The following is an 18,482-nucleotide window of genomic DNA, read 5'->3' on the forward strand; positions in this document are numbered from 1 at the left end:
AACACCCCCTGCTTCAAATGAGGGGGATCGTCAAGCAGTTCCCCGGCGTACGTGCGCTGGACGGCGTGGACCTTGAGGTCAGAGCCGGAGAAGTGCACTGCCTGCTCGGCCAGAACGGCGCCGGGAAGTCCACGCTTATCAAGATCCTGTCCGGTGCGCATGCGCCGGATGAGGGTGAGGTGTTGCTCGGCGGTGAGCCGGTGCGGCTGGCGCCGCCGACCGCGGCGATGGGCCTCGGGATCGCCACCATCTATCAGGAGCTCGATCTGGTCGACGGGTTGAGCGTGACGGAGAACATCTTCCTCGGCCATGAGATGGCGACCTTCGGGTTCTCCCGCCGGTCGGAGGCCGATCGGGCGACGGCCGAGTTGCTCAAGCGGCTGGGGCACGGTGAGATCCGGCCGCGTACCGAGGTGGGCCGGTTGTCGCCGGCGCACAAGCAGATCGTGAGTATGGCCCGGGCGTTGTCGCACTCGGCCCGGTTGATCATCATGGACGAGCCGTCGGCCGCGTTGGCCCATGACGAGGTCGCCAACCTGTTCCGGGTGATCCGTGATCTCACCTCTCAGGGGGTGGCGGTGATCTACATCTCCCACCGGCTGGAGGAGATCCGGGAGATCGGTGACCGGGTCACGGTGTTGAAGGACGGGCGGACGGTCGCGGTGGGGCTGGCGGCCAAGGACACCCCGACCTCGCAGATCGTGGCGTTGATGACCGGCCGCAATGTCGAGTACGTCTTCCCGCCCCGGCCCGGTAAGGGCGCTCATGAGGGGCGGCCGGAGGTGCTGCGGGTGGAGAACCTGAGCCTGCCGGGCCGGTTCGCGGATGTGTCGTTCAGCATCCGGGCGGGGGAGATCGTCGGTCTGGCCGGGCTGGTGGGTTCGGGCCGCAGCGAGATCATCGAGGCGATCTACGGTGCGCGGCGGGGCAGTGGCCGGGTCGTGCTGGACGGGCAGACGGTGCGGCCGGGCAGCACGACCCGGGCGGTGCGGATGGGCATGGGTCTGGCGCCGGAGGAGCGTAAGGCGCAGGCGTTGCTGCTGGATCATCCGGTGGCGCAGAACATCACGCTGGCGAGTCTGAGCCGGTATACCAAGCCGCGGTGGCTGGGCTGGCTGGATCGCAAGACCGAGTTCGCCGAGGCGAAGCGGTTGTCGGAGGCGTTGGACATCCGTCCGCCTGATCCGCGGCGGCCGATTCGGACGTTGTCGGGTGGTAACCAGCAAAAGGCGGTGCTGGGGCGGTGGCTGGCCGAGGATCGCAAGCTGTTGTTGCTGGATGAGCCGACGCGTGGTGTGGACGTCGGCGCCCGGGCTGAGTTGTATGCGCTGGTGCGCAAGCTGGCCGATGACGGCATCGGTGTGCTGCTGGTGTCCAGCGAGGTGCCCGAGGTGCTGGGTCTGGCCGACCGGGTGCTGGTCATCCGTGAGGGCCGGATCGTCCACGAGGCGCCGGCCGAGGACCTGGACGAGCACCGCGTGCTCGATCTGGTGATGGTCTCCACTGGGGAGACGTCCGGGTCCGATGAAGCAAATCCCCCCCTTGAAGGAGCGTTCCATGACTGAGGTCGATCAGGCCGCGCCGGCCGGTCCGCGGGTGAAGGCGCCGGGCCCGGGCGGCCGCCTCGGCCGGCTGGGTGAGGTCCGGCATCTGGGTCTGGTTGTCGCACTGGTGTTGCTGGCGATCGTGGGCCTGGTGACCCGGCCGGAGAACTTCGCCACCTCCTCCAACTTGGTGAGCATCCTGGCGCTGGCCTCGACCATCGGGGTGATCACGGTCGGCATGACCTTCGTGATCATCGGTGGTGGCATCGATCTGTCGGTCGGGGCGTTGATGGCGTTGGCGTCGGTGTGGGCGACCACGCTGGCCACCCAGTCCTACGGGCCGGTCGTGATGATCGTGTGCGCGGTGGTGGTGGGCACCGGCGCGGGACTGCTGAACGGGATCCTGATCTCCTACGGGCGGATGGTGCCGTTCATCGCGACGCTGGCGATGATGGTGGCCGGGCGCGGTCTGGCGCAGCGGATGTCTAACCAGCGCACCCAGCTGGTGCAGCCGGACAACTCCCTGATCGTGAATCTGTCGACCACGCGGGTGCTGGGGCTGCCGCTGCTGGTGTATGTGTTCGCGCTGGTGGTGCTGATCGGCTGGCTGGTGCTCAACCGCACGACGTTCGGCCGGCGCACCTACGCGGTGGGCGGCAATCCCGAGGCGGCCCGCCTGGCCGGTATCGATGTGCGTAAGCACACGCTGATGTTGTATGCGCTGTCGGGGTTGTGCTGCGGGATCGCCGCGGTGCTGATCATGGCGCGGACCACGACCGGGTCGTCCACCCACGGCGATCTGTATGAACTCGACGCGATCGCCGCCGTCATCATCGGCGGGACGCTGCTGAGCGGCGGCCGGGGCACGATCATCGGTTCGATCCTCGGTCTGCTGATCTTCACTGTGATCACCAACCTGTTCATCCTCAACGGCCTGAACACCGCCGACCAGCTCGTCGCCAAGGGCGCGATCATCGTCGTCGCCGTGCTGCTGCAGCGACGCAGCCTCAGATCGCATACCTGACCCCCGACACCCCCTCACGTCCTTTTCCAACCTTCCAGGTCCGCCGCCCGAAGGCCGCGGTCCTGGCCTCGTACGCCCCTTTTCCTCGCTTTTCACCCCCCATTGCAAGGGAGAACGACATGACCCAGAACCCCGGCCGCCGGGGCTTCCTCTTCGGCGGAGCCGTCATCGGCGCAGGCGCCCTCATCACGGCCTGCACCAGCAACGAGCCGGCCGCGCAGGCGAGCGCGCCGGCCGCCACCACCGCGGCCGCGGCCACGGGCGGCAACGAAGCCCCCGGCGACAAGGTCGTCATCGGCTTCTCGGCCCCGGCGGCCGACCACGGCTGGATCGCCGCCATCGCCAAGAACGCGGCGGACGCGGCCAAGCAGTACACCGACATCGAGTTCAAGCCGGTCGAGCCGACCAACGACATCAACCAGCAGATCTCGGCGGTGGAGTCGCTGATCCAGGCCAAGGTCGACGTGCTGGTGATCCTGCCGAACGACGGCCAGCAGCTCAACCAGGTCGCCCGGCAGGCCATGGACGCCGGCATCCCGGTGGTCAACGTGGACCGCGTCTTCCCGGACAAGCTGTCGTACCGCGCCTGGATCGGCGGTGACAACTACGGCATGGGTGTGGCGGCCGGCCACTACATCGGCAAGACGCTGAAGGACAAGGGCGTGTCCGACCCGGTCATCCTGGAGATCCAGGGCATCGCCACGCTGCCGCTGACCCAGGACCGCAGCAAGGGCTTCGCCGACGCCCTGAAGTCGTACGGTTACAAGGTGACGGCGCAGCAGGACGCCAAGTTCACGGTGGAGTCGGGCACGCAGGTGGCCAGCAACCTGCTGCAGGCGCACAAGAAGATCGACGCGATCTGGAACCACGACGACGACCAGGGCATCGGCGTGATGGCCGCGATCAAGGAGGCCGGTCGCGACGAGTTCTTCATGGTCGGCGGCGCCGGCTCGGCCAACGCGATGCGTGACATCCAGGCCGACAACGGCGTGCTGAAGGCCACGGTCACCTATCCCGCGACCATGGCCGCCTCGGCGATCAAGATCGCCCGGCTCATCGCCCAGGGCAAGGGCATGAGCGACCTGCTGGAGCAGGAGGTGCCCCAGTCGATCACACTCGCCTCGGAGACCATCAGCAAGGAGAACGTGGACAAGTATCTGCCGTTCGGCTTCGAATCCTGATTCGGGGGAGATATCCAGTGACAGACAGCAGGCCGGCGCTAGGCGTCGGCATGGTGGGGTACGCGTTCATGGGACGCGTGCACTCGCAGGCATGGCGGAGCGTCGCCTCGGTCTTCGATCTGCCGGTAAGGCCCGTCATGGCGGCCCTGTCCGGCAGGTCGCCCGACCGCACGGCCGAAGCGGCGGCCACGCTCGGCTGGGCGACGGTGGAGACCGACTGGAAGCGGCTCCTCGAACGCGACGATGTGCAGATCGTCGACATCTGCACGCCGGGCGACAGCCACGCCGAGATCGCCATCGCGGCGCTGGAGGCGGGCAAGCACGTCCTGTGCGAGAAGCCGCTGGCCAACACCGTGGCCGAGGCCGAGGCCATGGCCGTGGCGGCGAAGGAGGCGGCGGCGCGCGGGGTGCGCAGCATGGTCGCCTTCAACTACCGCCGCGTGCCCGCCGTCGCGCTGGCCCGGCGGTTCGTCGAGGAGGGCAGGCTCGGGGAGATCCGGCACGTGCGGGCGCAGTACCTGCAGGACTGGATCGTCGACCCCGAGTTCCCCCTGGTCTGGCGGCTCCAGAAGGACAAGGCCGGATCCGGCGCTCTCGGCGACATCGGCGCCCACATCATCGACACCGCGCAGTTCATCGTCGGCCGGTCGCTGACGGGGGTGAGCGCGCTCACCGAGACCTTCGTCAAGCAGCGCCCGCTCGCCGAGGGGTCGAGCGGCCTGGCCGGCGAGGGCGGCACCGGTGAGATGGGCGAGGTGACGGTGGACGACGCGGCGCTGTTCATCGGCCGCTTCGAGGGCGGGGCGCTGGCCTCGTTCGAGGCCACCCGCTTCGCCACCGGGCGCAAGAACGCGCTGCGCATCGAGATCAACGGATCGGCGGGCAGCCTGTCCTTCGACTTCGAGGCGATGAACGAGCTGTGGTTCTACGACGCCGCCGAGCGGGACGCCGGGTTCCGGCGGATCCTCGTCACCGAGCCGGACCACCCGTACGCCGGGGCATGGTGGCCGCCGGGCCACGGCCTCGGCTACGAGCACACCTTCGTCCACGAGACGAAGGACTTCCTGGAGGCGGTGGCCGCCGGCACCGACCCCGCGCCGTCCTTCGAGGACGGGCTGCGGGTGCAGCGGGTGCTCGCCGCGGTCGAGGAGAGCGCCGCCGCAGGGTCGGGCTGGACCTCGGTGTGATTGCCACATGGCTGTGAGAACGGGAGTGAGATGACGCGACCGATCACGTTGTTCACGGGGCAGTGGGCGGACCTGCCGTTCGAGGAGGTCTGCCGGCTGGCCTCCGAATGGGGCTACGACGGCCTGGAGATCGCCTGCTGGGGCGACCACTTCGAGGTCGACAAGGCCCTCGCCGACGACTCCTACATCGAACGCAAGAAGGAGACCCTGGCCAAGTACAACCTGGGGGTATGGACGATCTCCAACCACCTGGTCGGCCAGGCCGTGTGCGACCACCCCATCGACGAACGCCACAAGGGCATCGTGCCCGCACGCATCTGGGGCGACGGCGAACCCGAAGGCGTACGGCAGCGCGCCGCCGAGGAGATCAAGGACACCGCCCGCGCGGCGGCCAAACTCGGCGTCACGACCGTCGTCGGCTTCACCGGCTCATCCATCTGGCATACGCTGGCGATGTTCCCGCCGGTGCCGCCGTCGATGATCGAGACGGGTTACCAGGACTTCGCGGACCGGTGGAACCCGATCCTCGACGTCTTCGACGAGGTGGGGGTGCGCTTCGCGCACGAGGTGCACCCCAGCGAGATCGCCTACGACTACCACACCACGGTGCGGACGTTGGAGGCCATCGGGCACCGGCCGGCCTTCGGGCTGAACTGGGACCCCTCGCACATGGTGTGGCAGGGCCTGGACCCGGCGAACTTCATCCTCGACTTCGCCGACCGGATCTACCACGTCGACTGCAAGGACGCCCGGGTCGCCACCCGCGACGGCCGGCGGGGCCGCCTGGCCTCCCACCTGGCCTGGGCCGACCCCCGCCGCGGGTGGGACTTCGTGTCCACCGGCCGCGGCGACGTGCCGTGGGAGGAGTGCTTCCGGGCGCTCAACCACATCGGCTACGACGGCCCGATCTCCATCGAGTGGGAGGACGCGGGCATGGACCGGCTGCACGGCGCACCGGAATCCCTCGCCTACATCCGCTCGCTCAACGCCATCACCCCACCGGCCGCCGCCTTCGACGCCGCCTTCTCCTCCGAGAGCTGACCTCTCTCTCCCCAGCTCTCGCGAGGCCGGGAGTGTCCCGCGGCAGGGACACGACCTGAGGCCGGGCGCTCCATCAGGAGCGCCCGGCCCTTCGCCATGCCCTCACCCCCACGCCGCGACCACGTCGTCGGTGCCCCACGCCGGGCCGACGCCCTCCGCCGAGGGATGGAGCCCGGACAGCGACACCACCGCGAGGCCGCCCGCCGATGAGAGGAACCGCGCTCACCGTGCCCCTTACGTAGATGCAATCTCCAGATCCGCCCGGGGCACTACAGGGTGCGGCGGGGTGGGAGCAGGGAGTTGACGCGGTCGGAGTCGGGCCAGACGTAGGGGAGATCGTCGGGGTCTCCGGGGAACAGCGGGCCGTAGAACCGCGGATCCTTGCGCAGCAGGGCCGAGCGGTGGCTGAGGTGGAGAGCGGGATCACCGAGCCACGGCGGCAGTTCGCCCGCCTCCGCGAGAGCCGTCTGGGTGCGGGGCGTCTCGACGCCCCGGAACTCGAGCAGTTCCCTGGTCATCGTCCCGGCGCAGGTGTCGGCGCGGCCCAGGTCGCACCAGGCCGCGACGACCTCCAGGCCGTAGCGGACCAGCGCCTCCTCATATCCGGCCCACATGTGCGCCACCGGGTGGTGCCGCCAGCCGTACCCCGGAATGGTGAGCGTGCGCAGGACCTGCAGGGCCTCGACCCGCTGCTTGCCGAGGCGGAGCGGGTCGAGGACGCGGGCGGTGGCCGCGAAGTCGGGGTAGGGCAGGAACGTCTGCATGTCGCCGCCCGGGGTACCCTGGCCCGCCGGAGATATCCCCCGCGCCGGGGAGATCTCCGGCGGACCAGTGGCGTCAGTCGAACAGCACGATCTGGCGGAGCACCTCGCCGCCGCGCAGGGCGTCGACGGCGTCGTTGAGGTCGCCGATCCTGATGCGGGAGCTGATCATGCTGTCGAGGTCGAGCTTGCCCGCCTTGTAGAGGTTCACGAAGCGCGGGAAGTCCCTGCGGACGTCGGCGTCGCCGTACAGCGAGCTGAGGATGTTCTTGCCCTCGAACAGCAGGTTGAAGGCGGTCAGCGGCACGTGGTCGTCCATGGCGCCCGCGCCGACGATGATGACGTCGCCGCCGCGCCGCGTCGCCTGCCAGGCCGTCATGATGGCGGCCGACTTGCCGACCACCTCGAAGCCGTGGTCGAAGCCCTGGCCGCCGGTCAGGGTGGTGATGGCGTCCATGAGCTGGTCGGGGGTGCAGGCGTGGGTGGCGCCGACCTTCTTCGCGAGCGCGTGCTTGGACTCCAGCGGGTCGATCGCGAGGATCGTGGTCGCGCCGGAGATGCGGGCGCCCTGGATCACCGACAGGCCGACGCCGCCGCAGCCGACGACCGCGACGGTCGCGCCGGGGCGCACCTTCGCGGTGTTGAGCACCGCGCCGACGCCCGTCGTGATGCCGCAGCCGATCAGCGCCGCCGCCTCGTACGGCACGTCCGGGTCGACCTTGATCGCGCCCTGCCACGGCACGATGATCTCCTCGGCCCAGGTGCCGCACCCGGCCATGCCGAACGCCGGGGTCTCGCCGTCGAACAGGAAACGCGGTTCGGTGAAGCTCTTCATCATGTACGTCATGCAGAGGTTCGGCTGGCCGCCCACGCAGCTCGGGCAGTCGCCGCAGGCGGGCGTCCAGTTGATGATGACGTGGTCGCCCGGCTGCACGGTGGTCACGCCGTCGCCCACCTCGACGACCTCGCCCGCGCCCTCGTGACCGGGGATGATCGGGAGCGGCATGGGGAGCACGCCGGTGAGCACCGAGAGGTCGGAGTGGCAGACGCCGGTGGCCTTCACCCGCACCCGGACGTCACCCGGGCCCACCGGCGTCAGCGTGAAGTCGTCTCTGATGTCGAGCTTTTCGTCGCCGACCGCGTGGAGAAGCGCGCCGCGCATGGGGACCTCCTGGCCTTTCAGGGTTGGGTGCCGTGCGTCACTCGTCCTCGAGCGACAGCGCGGCCTTGGGGCAGGACCGGACCGCGTGGCGGACCCGGTCGAGCAATTCGGCGGGCGGCTCGGGCATCAGCACGTGGAGGTTGTCCTCGTCGTCGACCTCGAAGACCTCGGGCGCCAGGCCCATGCAGACGGCGTTGGCCTCACACACGTCGTAGTCGACCTTGATCTTCATGCGCGTCCTCCTCCTGTGCGTCACGTCGCGCTGGAGTTCACGCTATCGCCGCCGAGCTTGCGGTGATCCCAGGAAACGACGCGGTCCGGCTCGACCAGGTAGGCCACGCGCTTGCGCGCGGTGTGCTCGACGTATGCCCGCGCCTCGGGGCCGTCGACGGGCATGCCGGTCATCCGCCGGGTGACGTCCAGGCCGACCTCCAGGACGGCCGCCGGGTCGTCGATCAGCCGCGCCTTGCCGTAGACGAGCACGCCGCGCAACTGCGTGTACTCGTCCCCGGTCTCGATCAGGCAGCTCACCCGCGGGTCGCGCTCGATGTTGCGGGCCTTCTGCGATTTGGCGTACGTCCAGAACGTGACGCGGCCGTGGTCGAGTCCGTAGAACATCGTGACCAGGTGAGGCGTGCCGTCGGGATTGATCGTGCCGAGCTGGAGCTTGCGGGCGTCCCGCAGGAGCCCCGCGATCTCTTCCTCGCTCATCGCGATGCGGGCGCGCTGGTTCACGAAGCAAAGTAGAACACGTTCCATCAGGGTGGACAAGGGGCAGTCCCGAACATCGTTCGGCTCGTTGGGTAGGGTGCCCGACATGGTGACCCCGATGCCCGACGACCTGCGCCGCGCCGCCGAGGAGGCGCGCGGGTTCATGCCGCCCGCCGAGGGCGAGGCCCTGTACGAGATCGCCTGCGCGTACGGCTCCCGCGGGCCGATCTGCGAGGTCGGTACCTACTGCGGCAAGTCGGCCGTCTACCTGGGCGCCGGGGCGCGGCGGGCGGGCACGGTGGTCTTCACGGTGGACCACCACCGGGGGTCGGAGGAGATCCAGCCGGGCTGGCCGCACCACGACCCCGAACTGGTGGACCCGGAGACAGGGCGGATGGACTCGCTGCCGTTCTTCCGCGACACGATCGCCGCCGCCGGCCTGGAGGACGAGGTGATCGCGATCGTGGGCGCGTCGGCCACGGTCGCCCGGCACTGGTCCACTCCGCTGGCCGTGCTGTTCATCGACGGCGGCCACTCGGAGGAGCCGGTGACGGCCGACTACGAGGGATGGGCGCCGCACGTCATGGAGGGCGGCGCGCTGGTCTTCCACGACATCTACCCCGACCCGGCCGACGGCGGGCAGGCGCCGTACCGGGTCTACCTGCGCGCGCTGGAGTCGGGCGCCTTCCGCGAGGTGCGGGTCGTCGGGTCGCTGCGCGTGCTCGAAAGAGTGTGATCAGGCGCGGGCGCGCTCGCAGCCGCACTCGCCGGTGATGCCGGCCTCCCGGCCGCCGGCGTCGCGGAAGATCCCGGAGCCGGGGGTCGCGCGGGTGAGGGCGTCCGCGGCGAGCACCACCGCGGCGGCCGTGTATCCCGACCGCTCGTTGGGGAAGTGCCGCTCGTTCACGAACTGCCAGCCGGTCCAGTAGGAACCGTCCTCGTGGCGCAGGTGCTGCATGTCGGCGAACACCGCCAGCGCGCGCTCCCGCAGCCCGGCGGAGTCGAGCGCGAGCACCAGTTCGCACGACTCCGCGCCGGTCACCCAGGGCTGGTCGGAGACGCAGCGCGCGCCGAGGCCGGGCACGACGAAGGTGTCCCACTCCTGGTCGAACCGCCGGGCCGCCGCCGTCCCGCGCACGGCGCCGCCGAGCACGGGGTAGTACCAGTCCATCGAGAACCGGCTCTTGTCGGCGAACGCCTCCGGGTGGTCGGCGATCACGTGGCCGAGCTGGTCGGCGGCGAGCTCCCAGTCGGGCTGCGGGTCGCCCAGCCGCTCGGCGAGCAGCGCCCCGCACCGCAGGCCCTGGTGGATGGACGAGCACCCGGTGAGCAGGGCGTACTCCGCCGGACGCCCCTCGGCGTCGCGCTGCCACAAGATCTCGCCGCGCGCGGTCTGCAGGCCGATGACGAAGTCGAGGGCCCGCGCCACCACCGGCCACATCGACCGGGCGAAGTCCTCGTCGCCGGTCACCAGCAGGTCGTGCCAGACCCCCACCGCGATGTACGCCGCGTGGTTGGACTCGCCGGCCGCCTCGGCGGGCTCGCCGTCGCGGACCTTCATCGGCCAGGAGCCGTCCGGGCGCTGGTGCCGTACGAGCCAGTCGTAGCCCTTGCGGGCCTCCTCGCGCAGCCCGGCCACGGTCAGCGCCATCAGGCACTCGATGTGGTTCCACGCGTCGATGTGGCCCTCGGGCCAGGGCACGCCGCCCTGACCGTCCTGTATCGCGGCGATGCTCTCGGCCGTACGGACGACCTGCTCGGCGGTGATGATCCCCGGAACGTCCGGCACCCGCCTCATGCGGGCTTCCGGACGTAGACCACGACGCTCTTGCCGATCAGGGGGTTGAGCACGGCCTCGGCCAGCCGGGTGGCGAGGGGGCGCTTCATGATGTCCCAGACGAGAAGCTCGTGGTATGCCTTGGCCAGCGGGTGCTCGTCGTCGTTCACCCCGACGGCGCACTTGATCCACCAGTACGGTGAGTGCAGGCCGTGGGCGTAGTGGTGGCCGCCGACCTCCAATCCGGAGGCCTTCAGCTTCGCCTGGAGCTCCGCCAACGTATAAATCCGGATATGTCCGCCGGGGGCGGTGTGGTAGTCCTCCGACAGGGCCCAGCAGATCCGCTCGGGCAGGAAGCTCGGCACCGTGATCGCGGCCCGGCCGCCCGGCTTCAGCACGCGTACGATCTCGCGCATCGCGGCCGTGTCGTCGGGGATGTGCTCAAGCACCTCGGCGGCGATGACGCGGTCGAACGACGCGTCGGGGAACGGCATGCCGAGGGCGTCGCCGACGACGGTGTCCCCGGTCGCGCCCGGCGGCACCTCGCCCTCCTTGTCCATGGCCGCGAACATGGCCGCCACGCTCTCCATCTCGGCGGCGTCCATGTCGAAGGCGACCACGTCGGCGCCCCGGCGCAGCACCTCGAAGGCATGCCGGCCACCACCGGCCCCGAGGTCGAGGACGCGGTCGCCCGGTCCGACGGGCAGCCGGTTGAAGTCGACGGTCAGCACTCGGTGCCTGCCTTTCGTGGGTTCTGGGGAGTCACCGGTTCTCGGGAGTCACCGGTTCTGGGGAGTCACCGGGAGACGCGGTGGGCGGCGATGGCCTCGTGGTAGGCCTCGACCGTGCGGCGGGCGACGACCGGCCAGGCGTACCGCTCCATCACGCGGTCGTAGCCGCGCCGGCCGAACTCCGCGCGCTCCTGCGGGGAGTCGAGCAGACGGCGCAGTACGGCGGCCAGCTCCTCGGGGTCGCCCGGAGTGACCTGCACGGCCGCGTCGCCGACCACCTCGGGCAGGGCGCCCGTACGCGAGGCGACCAGCGGCGTGCCGCACGCCATGTGCTCGACGGCCGGCAGCGAGAACCCCTCGTACAGCGAGGGGACCACCGCGACCTCGGAGGTGGCGATCAGCTCGGCCAGCTCCTCGTCCGGGATGCCGTGCACGAACCGTACGCGGTCGTGCAGCGACAGCTCGTTGACGAGCTGTTCCGTGGGTCCTCCGGGGGTGGGCCTGCTGACCACGGTGAGGTTGACCTCGCGCTCGGTGGCGAGCTTGGCGACCGCCCGCAGCAGGGTCGCCACGCCCTTCATGGGCGAGTCCGCGCTGGCCACGGCCACGATCGAGTTCTCCCGCTTCGGCAGTTCCGGCCGGGGGTGGAAGAACCGCGTGTCGACGCCGAGCGGGATCAGCCGCATGTTGGACTGCGGCACGTTGAAGTCGCGGTGGATGTCGGCGAGCGACGACTCGCTGACGGTCAGGATCGGGCTCAGCCGGGGCGCCACGATGCTCTGCATGCGGACGAAGCCATACCAGCGGCGCATCGACAGCCGCTTCCATCCCTTGGCGGCCTTCAGCTCGATCCGCCGGTCCACGCTGATCGGGTGGTGGATGGTGCCGACCACGGGGAACAGTCGCTGGATGCCGAGCAGGCCGTAGCCCAGCGTCTGGTTGTCCTGGACGACGTCGAAGTCGCCCCGCCGCCTCTTCAGCTCCCGGTAGGCCCGCAGGGTGAACGTCAGCGGCTCGGGGAAGCCGGCCGTCCACATCGTGGCGACCTCGAGCGCGTCGATCCAGTCGCGATACTCGTCGAGTTTCGGCGTGCGGAACGGGTCCTCGTCGCGGTAGAGGTCCAGGCTCGGCACCTTGTTGAGGATCACGCCCTCGTCCAGCTCAGGGTAGGGCTGGCCGGAGAAGACCTCGACGTGGTGGCCAAGAGCGACGAGCTCGCGGCTTATGTGGCGCAGATACACCCCCTGGCCGCCGCAGGTGGGCTTGCTGCGGTAGGACAGCAGCGCGACTCGCAGCCTCTCCGCCAAGAGGCACCCCTTTCCAGCCGGTTTCCAGCCGTGCCCCCGTGGGGCTGCTGCCAGGAACACTACCATTTGACCTTAGATGGGGTAGGTGAGGTGGAAAGGGTCCTCGATCGACTCTCACCCTGCCCGACCTGGGGTGTTAGCTTACCTGAACGAGATTCGGTGTAACGCGTTCTAGCGCCGCTCTGCCCGGCGTATGCGGGCGGGGTCGGGCAGGGCGGTACATTCGCCTCTCATAGGCCAAGTTGGGCGCTACGAGGAGGATCCGTTGGCCAGGCGTGCGCTGATCACCGGCATCACCGGTCAGGACGGCTCCTATCTCGCGGAACACCTGCTGAGCGAGGGATACGAGGTCTGGGGCCTGGTTCGCGGGCAGGCCAACCCCCGCGTCCCGCGCGTGCGCCGGCTCCTGCAGGACGTACGGCTGGTCCGCGGCGACCTGCTCGACCAGGGGTCGCTGATCTCCGCGGTGGAGAAGGTGCAGCCGGACGAGGTCTACAACCTGGGCGCCATCTCGTTCGTGCCCATGTCGTGGGAGCAGGCCGAGCTGACCGCCGAGGTGACTGGCATGGGCGTGCTCCGCGTGCTCGAGGCCATCCGCGTCTGCTCGGGGATCACCGCCTCGCGCGGCTCCTCGGCGGGGCAGATCCGCTTCTACCAGGCGTCGTCGTCGGAGATGTTCGGCCAGGTCAGGGAGACGCCGCAGACCGAGCGCACCCCCTTCCACCCCAGGTCGCCGTACGGCGTGGCCAAGGCGTACGGGCACTTCCTCACGCAGAACTACCGCGAGTCGTACGGGATGTTCGCGGTGTCGGGCATCCTGTTCAACCACGAGTCGCCCCGGCGGGGAGCCGAGTTCGTCACCCGCAAGGTCTCGCTCGGCGTCGCGCGGATCAAGCTCGGCATGGCCGCGGAGCTGCGCCTGGGCAATCTGGAGGCGCGCCGCGACTGGGGGTTCGCCGGCGACTTCGTCCGGGCCATGCACATGATGCTGTCGGCCGCCGAGCCCGAGGACTACGTCATCGGCACCGGGCGCACGCACTCGGTGCGCGAGCTGGTCGAGGCGGCGTTCGCCGCCGCCGATCTGGACTGGGAGCGGTACGTCGTCTGCGACGCGTCCCTGCACCGCCCGGCGGAGGTCGACCTGCTGTGCGCGGACCCGAAGAAGGCCCGCACCCAGCTCGGCTGGGAGCCGACGGTGTCGTTCGAGGAACTCGTGGCGATGATGGTCGAGGCCGACCTGCGTCTGCTGGCCGACGGCGGCGACCCCGAGCAGGACTCCTCCTGGGCCTGACATCCCCGTCGCGGCGACACGGCTCACCGATGCTCCGGCGGAGTGAGAGCCCGGCTCACCGCCTCCGCGACCTTGCCGATGCCGTATTCGAGACGGCGGAAGTAGGTGGCCCTGGACAGGTGGAGGCGATGCGCGAGGAGGTCGTGGCCTCCGGCACGGGTGAGGTAGTGCAGGCGGAGGATCTCCCCGGCTTCGGCGTCCACGGCGGACGCCGACGACGCGAGTGCCTCCACGGCCTGCCGCAGGAGGTCGGCGAGCGCGGGCGCCGGCCGCGGGCCTGAGGCGGCCGTCCGGGGCGGCGTGCGAAGCTCCCGCAACGCGGTGCGGACGAGCTCGGCCGTCCGGCCGGGTTCCTTGCGGCCGATCGTCTCGTCGTCGCCGTCGCCGGCGCGCCGCACCGAGAACTCGCCGCGCTCGTCGGCGTACAGGTCACGGCGTGCACGCGGGCTCCCCGACAGATAGAGGACCTGGTCGGCGAGCCGGGCCCGCAGCGGCGGGTCGGCGGTGCGGACCAGCTGACGGTGCCGATGCTCGGCGGCCCGCGCGGCCATGTCGTCGCGGAGGACCAGGTGACGCCAGCGATAAGCGAGATCGCCCTCCGGGCCCCGTTCGCCGCCTCTGCGGATCGTCCGGCACAGCCATGGGGCGGGAAGGGTGGTTCCAGCGCATCGTGAGCCGCCTGACACCCGCTGTCAAGATCTCTCCGCACCCTTGCTTGGGCCGTCCAAGATTGACACAAAACCTACCAATTGTGCATGCTTTTCCGCATGCAATCCAGGCCAGATGTCGTGTCTCCGGCGCGGCGCGGGCACGAGCAGGCCGTGCTCGGCCTGCTGCGCGCGCACGGTCCGCTCAACCGGGGCGAGCTCAGCCGGCGGTGCGGCCTGTCGCGCACGACCCTGCACGACACACTCAGCGGGCTGCTGGCCACGGGCGCGGTGGTCACGGCGATGCCCGACGAGGCGCCGCGCGGCCGGGGCCGGCCCGCCGAGAAGCTGGCCCTCAATCCCGCGGTGGGCCAGGCCCTCGGCATCGACTTCGCCCGCCGCGCGGTGCACGTCGCGGCCGTCGGCGTGACGTACGAGATCGTGGGCTCGGCGGGGGAGGCGCACCCGCCCGGCCTGCCGTGGCCCGACCGGGTGGCGCTCGCCGAACGTCTCGTACGGCGGCTCGTCGGCGGCGGGTTGTGGCAGGGGGTGCTCAAAGGCGTGGGCGTGGGCGTCGTGGGCCCGCTGGCCGGGGCGCGGGACAGGACCCTCTCCGGCGTCGAGGCCCTGCTCAGGGAGCGTTTCGGCGGGCCGGTGCTGCTGGACAACAACACCAGGCTCGCGGCGCTCGCCGAGTCGACGTGGGGCGCGGCCGCAGGCGACCAGGACGCGCTCTATCTGCGGCTCTCGTACGGCGTCGGCGGCGGGGTGGTGGCCGGAGGGGTGCTGCACCGGGGCGCCGACGGGGTGTCCGGGGAGATCGGGCACATTCCGGTGGACCCGGCAGGAAAGCCCTGCGAGTGCGGCGGCACGGGGTGCCTGGAGACCGTCGCCTCGATCAGGGCGGTGCTCGACGGGTACCGCGCCCGGGGCGGCCGTGGCGACGACCTGCCCGCGCTGGCGGCCGCCGTGGAGGCGGAAGACCCGATCGCCCTGGGCCTGCTGCGCGACGTGGGCACCGAGGTCGGCCGGGTGCTCGCCGCGCTGTCCAACGCGATCGGGCCCAGGGTGATCGTCATCGGCGGCGAGCTGGCCGAGATCGGCGCTCCGCTCCTGGAGCCCGTCCAGGAGGCCCTGGACGCGGGCGCGGTGCCGATCTCGCGCCACCGGCTGACCCTGCGCCGGGCGACGCTCGGCGAGGTCGCCGGCGCGTTCGGCGGCGTCGCCCTGGCGCTCGGGGAGTCTCCGCTGCTGTCGCGCTACCCGGCCGCGGAGCCGGAGCCCGGCCGCGTGGACTCACGCGCCGGCGGGCACGGCGGGGTTCCGGCCCGGCCACGCCTGGCCCTGACCCCGCTGTCGTTGACGCCCGTCAGCCGAGGGTGACGGGCAGCGTCTTGATGCCGTTGATGAAGTTGGACCTCAGCCGCGTGGCCTCGCCGCTGCGCCGGATGCCCGGCAGGCGCTCGGCCAGCACCTCGAACAGCACCCGAAGCTCCAGCTTGGCCAGGTGGTTGCCGAGGCAGAAGTGCGCCCCGCCGCCGCCGAAGCCGATCTGCGGGTTGGGGTCGCGGCCGATGTCGAACTCGTCGGGCCGCTCGAACACCTCGGCGTCCCGGTTGGCCGACGCGTAGAAGACCACCACCTTGTCGCCTTCGGCGATCTTCTGGCCGTGGATCTCGGTGTCCGCCGTGGCCGTACGCCGGAACAGGTTGACCGGGGACACCCAGCGGACGATCTCGTCGGCGGCCGTCCTGGCGAGGGAGGGGTCGTCCACCAGGCGCTTCCACTGGTCCGGGTGCTCGAAGAGGGTCAGCATGCCTCCGGACGCCGCGTTCCTGGTGGTCTCGTTGCCCGCCACGATCAGCAGCAGGACGAACAGGTCGAACTCGTCCTCGGTCAGCGTCTGCCCGTCCTCGTCGGGCTGCAGGAGCTTGGTGACGATGTCGTCGCGCGGTTCCTGCCTGCGCGCCGCGGCCAGCTGGTGGGCGTACGAGTAGACCTCGAAGGCGGCGGCCTGCCCCTCCTCCGGGCTCGTGGAGTAGTCGGGGTCGTCGCTGCCGATCATGCGGTTGGACCACTCGAAGATCTTGTCCCGGTCCTCGACCGGCGCGCCGAGCAGCTCGCAGATCACGTACAGCGGGAGCGGCGCGGCGATGTCCCGAACGAAGTCGACCTCGGGCTTGCTCTGCACCTCGTCCACCAGCGCGTGGCAGATGTCCCGGATGTGCTCCTCCAGCCGCCCGATCTGGCGGGGGGTGAAGCCGCGGTTGACCAGCGAGCGGCGCCGGGTGTGGTCGGGCGGGTCCTGGTTGAGCATCATCAGCCGCTGGAACTCGCGCTGCTCCTCGGGCATCTCGTCGAACAGCGCCAGCTTGCGGGCCGAGGAGAACAGGTCGGAGTGACGGGAGACGTGGACGACGTCCGCGTGCTTGGTGACCGCCCAGAATCCCGGCCAGTCGTCTTGTCCCTCGTGCCAGTAAACGGGCGCGTTGTCCCTGAGCCAGCGGAGCTGGTCGTGCGGCACCCCGCTGCGCGCGTAGCGGTCCTTGTCGACGAGGTTGATTTCCATGGCATCCACCTAATCGGGTTTGGCTGCCCTTGATAAGAGGGACGATCGCCCTGCCGGCGCTCGGCGACGGTGTGATCGAGCGCTTGTCCGCGTTGATTCTGAAACGTGTTCTATTACGTGGGCGACGGCCCGTCAAGCGACCCCAAGGTGAGGGATCGCTGCTGCCGTCCTGTCGGTGGGCTCTGGTACGACTGGGCGCATGGGTGTGAGCGTCGAGGAGTTCCTGGCCATGCTGGGCCGGTTGCCCGAGGTCAGGCAGGGCGAGAGCGGAGACTGGGTCTCGTTCAAGGTGCGCGGAAAGGGGTTCGGCTACCTGTGGGAGCGGACCGAGACGGTTGGCCTCAAGGCGACGATCGAGGAGCAGATCGCGCTGGTGGCCGAGCGGCCCGAGGTGTTCGAGCCGCAGTTCACCGCCGGGCGTTTCGGCTGGGTCGTGGTCCATCTGGCGAAGATCGACCCTGATGAGCTGTTCGAGCTGGTCACCGAGGCGTGGTGCCTCACCGCGCCGAAGTCCCTCGTCGAGGCGCACGAATCCCGCTCCTAGCTAGGGCACTGTCCGCAAACGTTCACCGAAGGGGGCGAGGACCGCAGCCAAGGCCCAGCGGAGCGGGCTTCGCGAGGACCGGCTGTTCCTTCCGGCGCGGTGACCGCCCGGCCAAGGTTCGTGGACAGCCCACTGGCCGTCACAGCGCGCGGCGCAGCCACTCCTCGACGCCCGCGATGTGGACGGTGGCCCAGGCCTGGGCGATTTCCGGCCGGCGGCCCGCGATGGCCTCGTAGATGGCGGCGTGCTGCGCCCGCGTCGTCTCGGCCGCGCCCTCCTGGGTGAGACCGCGCCAGATGCGCGCCCGCGCGGTCGGGCCGGAGATGCTCTCGATGAGCGAGCCGAGCACGGGGTTGCCGGAGCCCTCGGCGATCCGCTGGTGGAACCGCAGGTCGTTGGCGACGAAATCCTCCGTGCTCGGCTCCTCGGGGAACGCGTCCAGGATGTCGCGCAGCTCGGCGATGTCCTCGTCGGTCATCCGGGTCGCCGCCATCGCCGTGGCCGCGGGTTCGAGGATGCGCCGCACCTCGAAGAACTGCAGGACCGTGTCGTCCTGGTGGAAGTCGACCACGAACGACAGGGCGTCCAGCAGCAGGCTGGGCTGCAGGCTGGTGACGTAGGTGCCGTCACCCTGCCGCACGTCGAGCACGTTGATCAGGGCGAGCGCGCGGACGGCCTCCCGCAGCGAGTTGCGCGACAGCCCCAGCCGCTCGGCCAGGTCCGCCTCCCGGGGCAGCCGGTCGCCCGGACCCAGCTCACCCGACAGGATCATGTCCTTGATCCTGCTGATCGCCGCGTCGGTGACCGCCACGCCCCGTCTCCTTGCCGCGTGCCTTCGTCCGGGGGTCGCTCAGAGGCGTCCCCGGGGAATTGTACGACCAGGTCCTGATCATCCTGGTGGAAACGGGCCGTGGGACCCGTTTCGTGCGCTCGACGACCGGGAGGGGCCGCTGGCGGCAGGTTCGCCCGGTTCTGTCATGCTTGAGAAGATCGGGAGCGGGTACC

Annotated in this window: 19 protein-coding genes; 9 read left to right on the plus strand and 10 right to left on the minus strand. The window is 70.4% G+C overall.

All coding sequences use genetic code 11. From position 1 onward, the window contains the following. Window positions 1-17: 17 nt before the first annotated feature. From ACQEVJ_RS06375 to ACQEVJ_RS06395, 5 genes are all read left to right on the plus strand, one after another. Window positions 18-1,565 (plus strand): sugar ABC transporter ATP-binding protein, encoded by a 1,548-nt coding sequence (locus ACQEVJ_RS06375; protein ID WP_433098122.1) that lies wholly within the window; start codon window positions 18-20, stop codon window positions 1,563-1,565. Continuing rightward, window positions 1,558-2,568 carry an ABC transporter permease gene (locus ACQEVJ_RS06380; protein ID WP_433098124.1) on the plus strand — a complete coding sequence of 337 codons (1,011 nt, stop codon included), beginning with the start codon at window positions 1,558-1,560 and terminating at the stop codon, window positions 2,566-2,568. The genes ACQEVJ_RS06375 and ACQEVJ_RS06380 overlap by 8 nt, the downstream gene beginning before the upstream one ends. A 119-nt stretch (window positions 2,569-2,687) precedes the next feature. Further along, window positions 2,688-3,749, plus strand: coding sequence for a substrate-binding domain-containing protein (locus tag ACQEVJ_RS06385; protein ID WP_433098126.1), 1,062 nt, complete (start codon window positions 2,688-2,690; stop codon window positions 3,747-3,749). A gap of 17 nt (window positions 3,750-3,766) precedes the next feature. Continuing rightward, window positions 3,767-4,936 (plus strand): Gfo/Idh/MocA family protein, encoded by a 1,170-nt coding sequence (locus ACQEVJ_RS06390; protein ID WP_433098128.1) that lies wholly within the window; start codon window positions 3,767-3,769, stop codon window positions 4,934-4,936. Window positions 4,937-4,966: 30 nt separating this feature from the next. Further along, window positions 4,967-5,977 (plus strand): sugar phosphate isomerase/epimerase family protein, encoded by a 1,011-nt coding sequence (locus ACQEVJ_RS06395; RefSeq protein WP_433098130.1) that lies wholly within the window; start codon window positions 4,967-4,969, stop codon window positions 5,975-5,977. A 269-nt stretch (window positions 5,978-6,246) separates the two neighbouring features. On the opposite strand, the gene ACQEVJ_RS06400 is transcribed toward ACQEVJ_RS06395, so the two are convergent. From ACQEVJ_RS06400 to ACQEVJ_RS06415, 4 genes are all read right to left on the minus strand, one after another. Next, on the minus strand, window positions 6,247-6,741 hold the full coding sequence (locus ACQEVJ_RS06400) for an MSMEG_6728 family protein (RefSeq protein ID WP_433098132.1): 495 nt from the start codon (window positions 6,739-6,741) through the stop codon (window positions 6,247-6,249). A gap of 73 nt (window positions 6,742-6,814) precedes the next feature. Next, entirely contained in the window at window positions 6,815-7,900 is a 1,086-nt protein-coding gene (locus ACQEVJ_RS06405) for a Zn-dependent alcohol dehydrogenase (RefSeq protein ID WP_433098134.1), read from the minus strand. 37 nt (window positions 7,901-7,937) lie between these two features. Beyond that, window positions 7,938-8,132: a ferredoxin gene (locus ACQEVJ_RS06410; protein WP_030506197.1), complete on the minus strand. Its 195-nt coding sequence runs from the start codon at window positions 8,130-8,132 to the stop codon at window positions 7,938-7,940. A gap of 20 nt (window positions 8,133-8,152) precedes the next feature. Beyond that, window positions 8,153-8,635, minus strand: coding sequence for a pyridoxamine 5'-phosphate oxidase family protein (locus tag ACQEVJ_RS06415; RefSeq protein ID WP_433098137.1), 483 nt, complete (start codon window positions 8,633-8,635; stop codon window positions 8,153-8,155). An 82-nt stretch (window positions 8,636-8,717) separates the two neighbouring features. Between ACQEVJ_RS06415 and ACQEVJ_RS06420 the strand changes: the two genes are divergently transcribed. Beyond that, entirely contained in the window at window positions 8,718-9,347 is a 630-nt protein-coding gene (locus ACQEVJ_RS06420; RefSeq protein ID WP_433098139.1) for a class I SAM-dependent methyltransferase, read from the plus strand. Here ACQEVJ_RS06420 and ACQEVJ_RS06425 read toward each other — a convergent pair whose 3' ends face one another. The 3 genes from ACQEVJ_RS06425 to ACQEVJ_RS06435 all read right to left on the minus strand — a co-directional run bounded on the left by ACQEVJ_RS06425 (window position 9,348) and on the right by ACQEVJ_RS06435 (window position 12,426). Beyond that, window positions 9,348-10,409: a prenyltransferase gene (locus ACQEVJ_RS06425; RefSeq protein WP_433098141.1), complete on the minus strand. Its 1,062-nt coding sequence runs from the start codon at window positions 10,407-10,409 to the stop codon at window positions 9,348-9,350. Then, window positions 10,406-11,119: a class I SAM-dependent methyltransferase gene (locus tag ACQEVJ_RS06430; RefSeq protein ID WP_433098143.1), complete on the minus strand. Its 714-nt coding sequence runs from the start codon at window positions 11,117-11,119 to the stop codon at window positions 10,406-10,408. Before ACQEVJ_RS06430 ends, ACQEVJ_RS06425 begins: the two co-directional genes overlap by 4 nt. Window positions 11,120-11,184: 65 nt before the next feature. Beyond that, window positions 11,185-12,426, minus strand: coding sequence for a glycosyltransferase family 4 protein (locus ACQEVJ_RS06435; RefSeq protein ID WP_433098145.1), 1,242 nt, complete (start codon window positions 12,424-12,426; stop codon window positions 11,185-11,187). Between the two features lie 265 nt (window positions 12,427-12,691). Between ACQEVJ_RS06435 and ACQEVJ_RS06440 the strand changes: the two genes are divergently transcribed. Further along, on the plus strand, window positions 12,692-13,717 hold the full coding sequence (locus tag ACQEVJ_RS06440; RefSeq protein WP_433098147.1) for a GDP-mannose 4,6-dehydratase: 1,026 nt from the start codon (window positions 12,692-12,694) through the stop codon (window positions 13,715-13,717). A 23-nt stretch (window positions 13,718-13,740) separates the two neighbouring features. Here the strand turns inward: ACQEVJ_RS06440 and ACQEVJ_RS06445 are convergent, their stop codons facing one another. Continuing rightward, window positions 13,741-14,268, minus strand: a complete 528-nt coding sequence (locus ACQEVJ_RS06445) for a hypothetical protein (RefSeq protein ID WP_433098149.1) — start codon at window positions 14,266-14,268, stop codon at window positions 13,741-13,743. A 216-nt stretch (window positions 14,269-14,484) separates the two neighbouring features. Here ACQEVJ_RS06445 and ACQEVJ_RS06450 point away from each other — a divergent pair, with 216 nt between their 5' ends. Further along, the gene (locus ACQEVJ_RS06450; protein ID WP_433098151.1) at window positions 14,485-15,747 is read left to right on the plus strand and encodes an ROK family protein; all 1,263 of its coding nucleotides are present in this window, start codon (window positions 14,485-14,487) and stop codon (window positions 15,745-15,747) included. On the opposite strand, the gene ACQEVJ_RS06455 is transcribed toward ACQEVJ_RS06450, so the two are convergent. Beyond that, entirely contained in the window at window positions 15,734-16,933 is a 1,200-nt protein-coding gene (locus ACQEVJ_RS06455) for a cytochrome P450 (protein WP_433098153.1), read from the minus strand. The two genes, ACQEVJ_RS06450 and ACQEVJ_RS06455, sit on opposite strands and share 14 nt — an antisense overlap. A 199-nt stretch (window positions 16,934-17,132) precedes the next feature. Between ACQEVJ_RS06455 and ACQEVJ_RS06460 the strand changes: the two genes are divergently transcribed. Next, complete coding sequence (locus ACQEVJ_RS06460) at window positions 17,133-17,477, plus strand: MmcQ/YjbR family DNA-binding protein (RefSeq protein ID WP_433098155.1); 345 nt, start codon at window positions 17,133-17,135, stop codon at window positions 17,475-17,477. A 139-nt stretch (window positions 17,478-17,616) separates the two neighbouring features. On the opposite strand, the gene ACQEVJ_RS06465 is transcribed toward ACQEVJ_RS06460, so the two are convergent. Beyond that, complete coding sequence (locus ACQEVJ_RS06465) at window positions 17,617-18,288, minus strand: FadR/GntR family transcriptional regulator (protein WP_433098157.1); 672 nt, start codon at window positions 18,286-18,288, stop codon at window positions 17,617-17,619. Window positions 18,289-18,482: the final 194 nt, after the last annotated feature.

Source organism: Microbispora sp. CA-102843 (genome assembly GCF_050936215.1).
Classification (GTDB): domain Bacteria; phylum Actinomycetota; class Actinomycetes; order Streptosporangiales; family Streptosporangiaceae; genus Microbispora.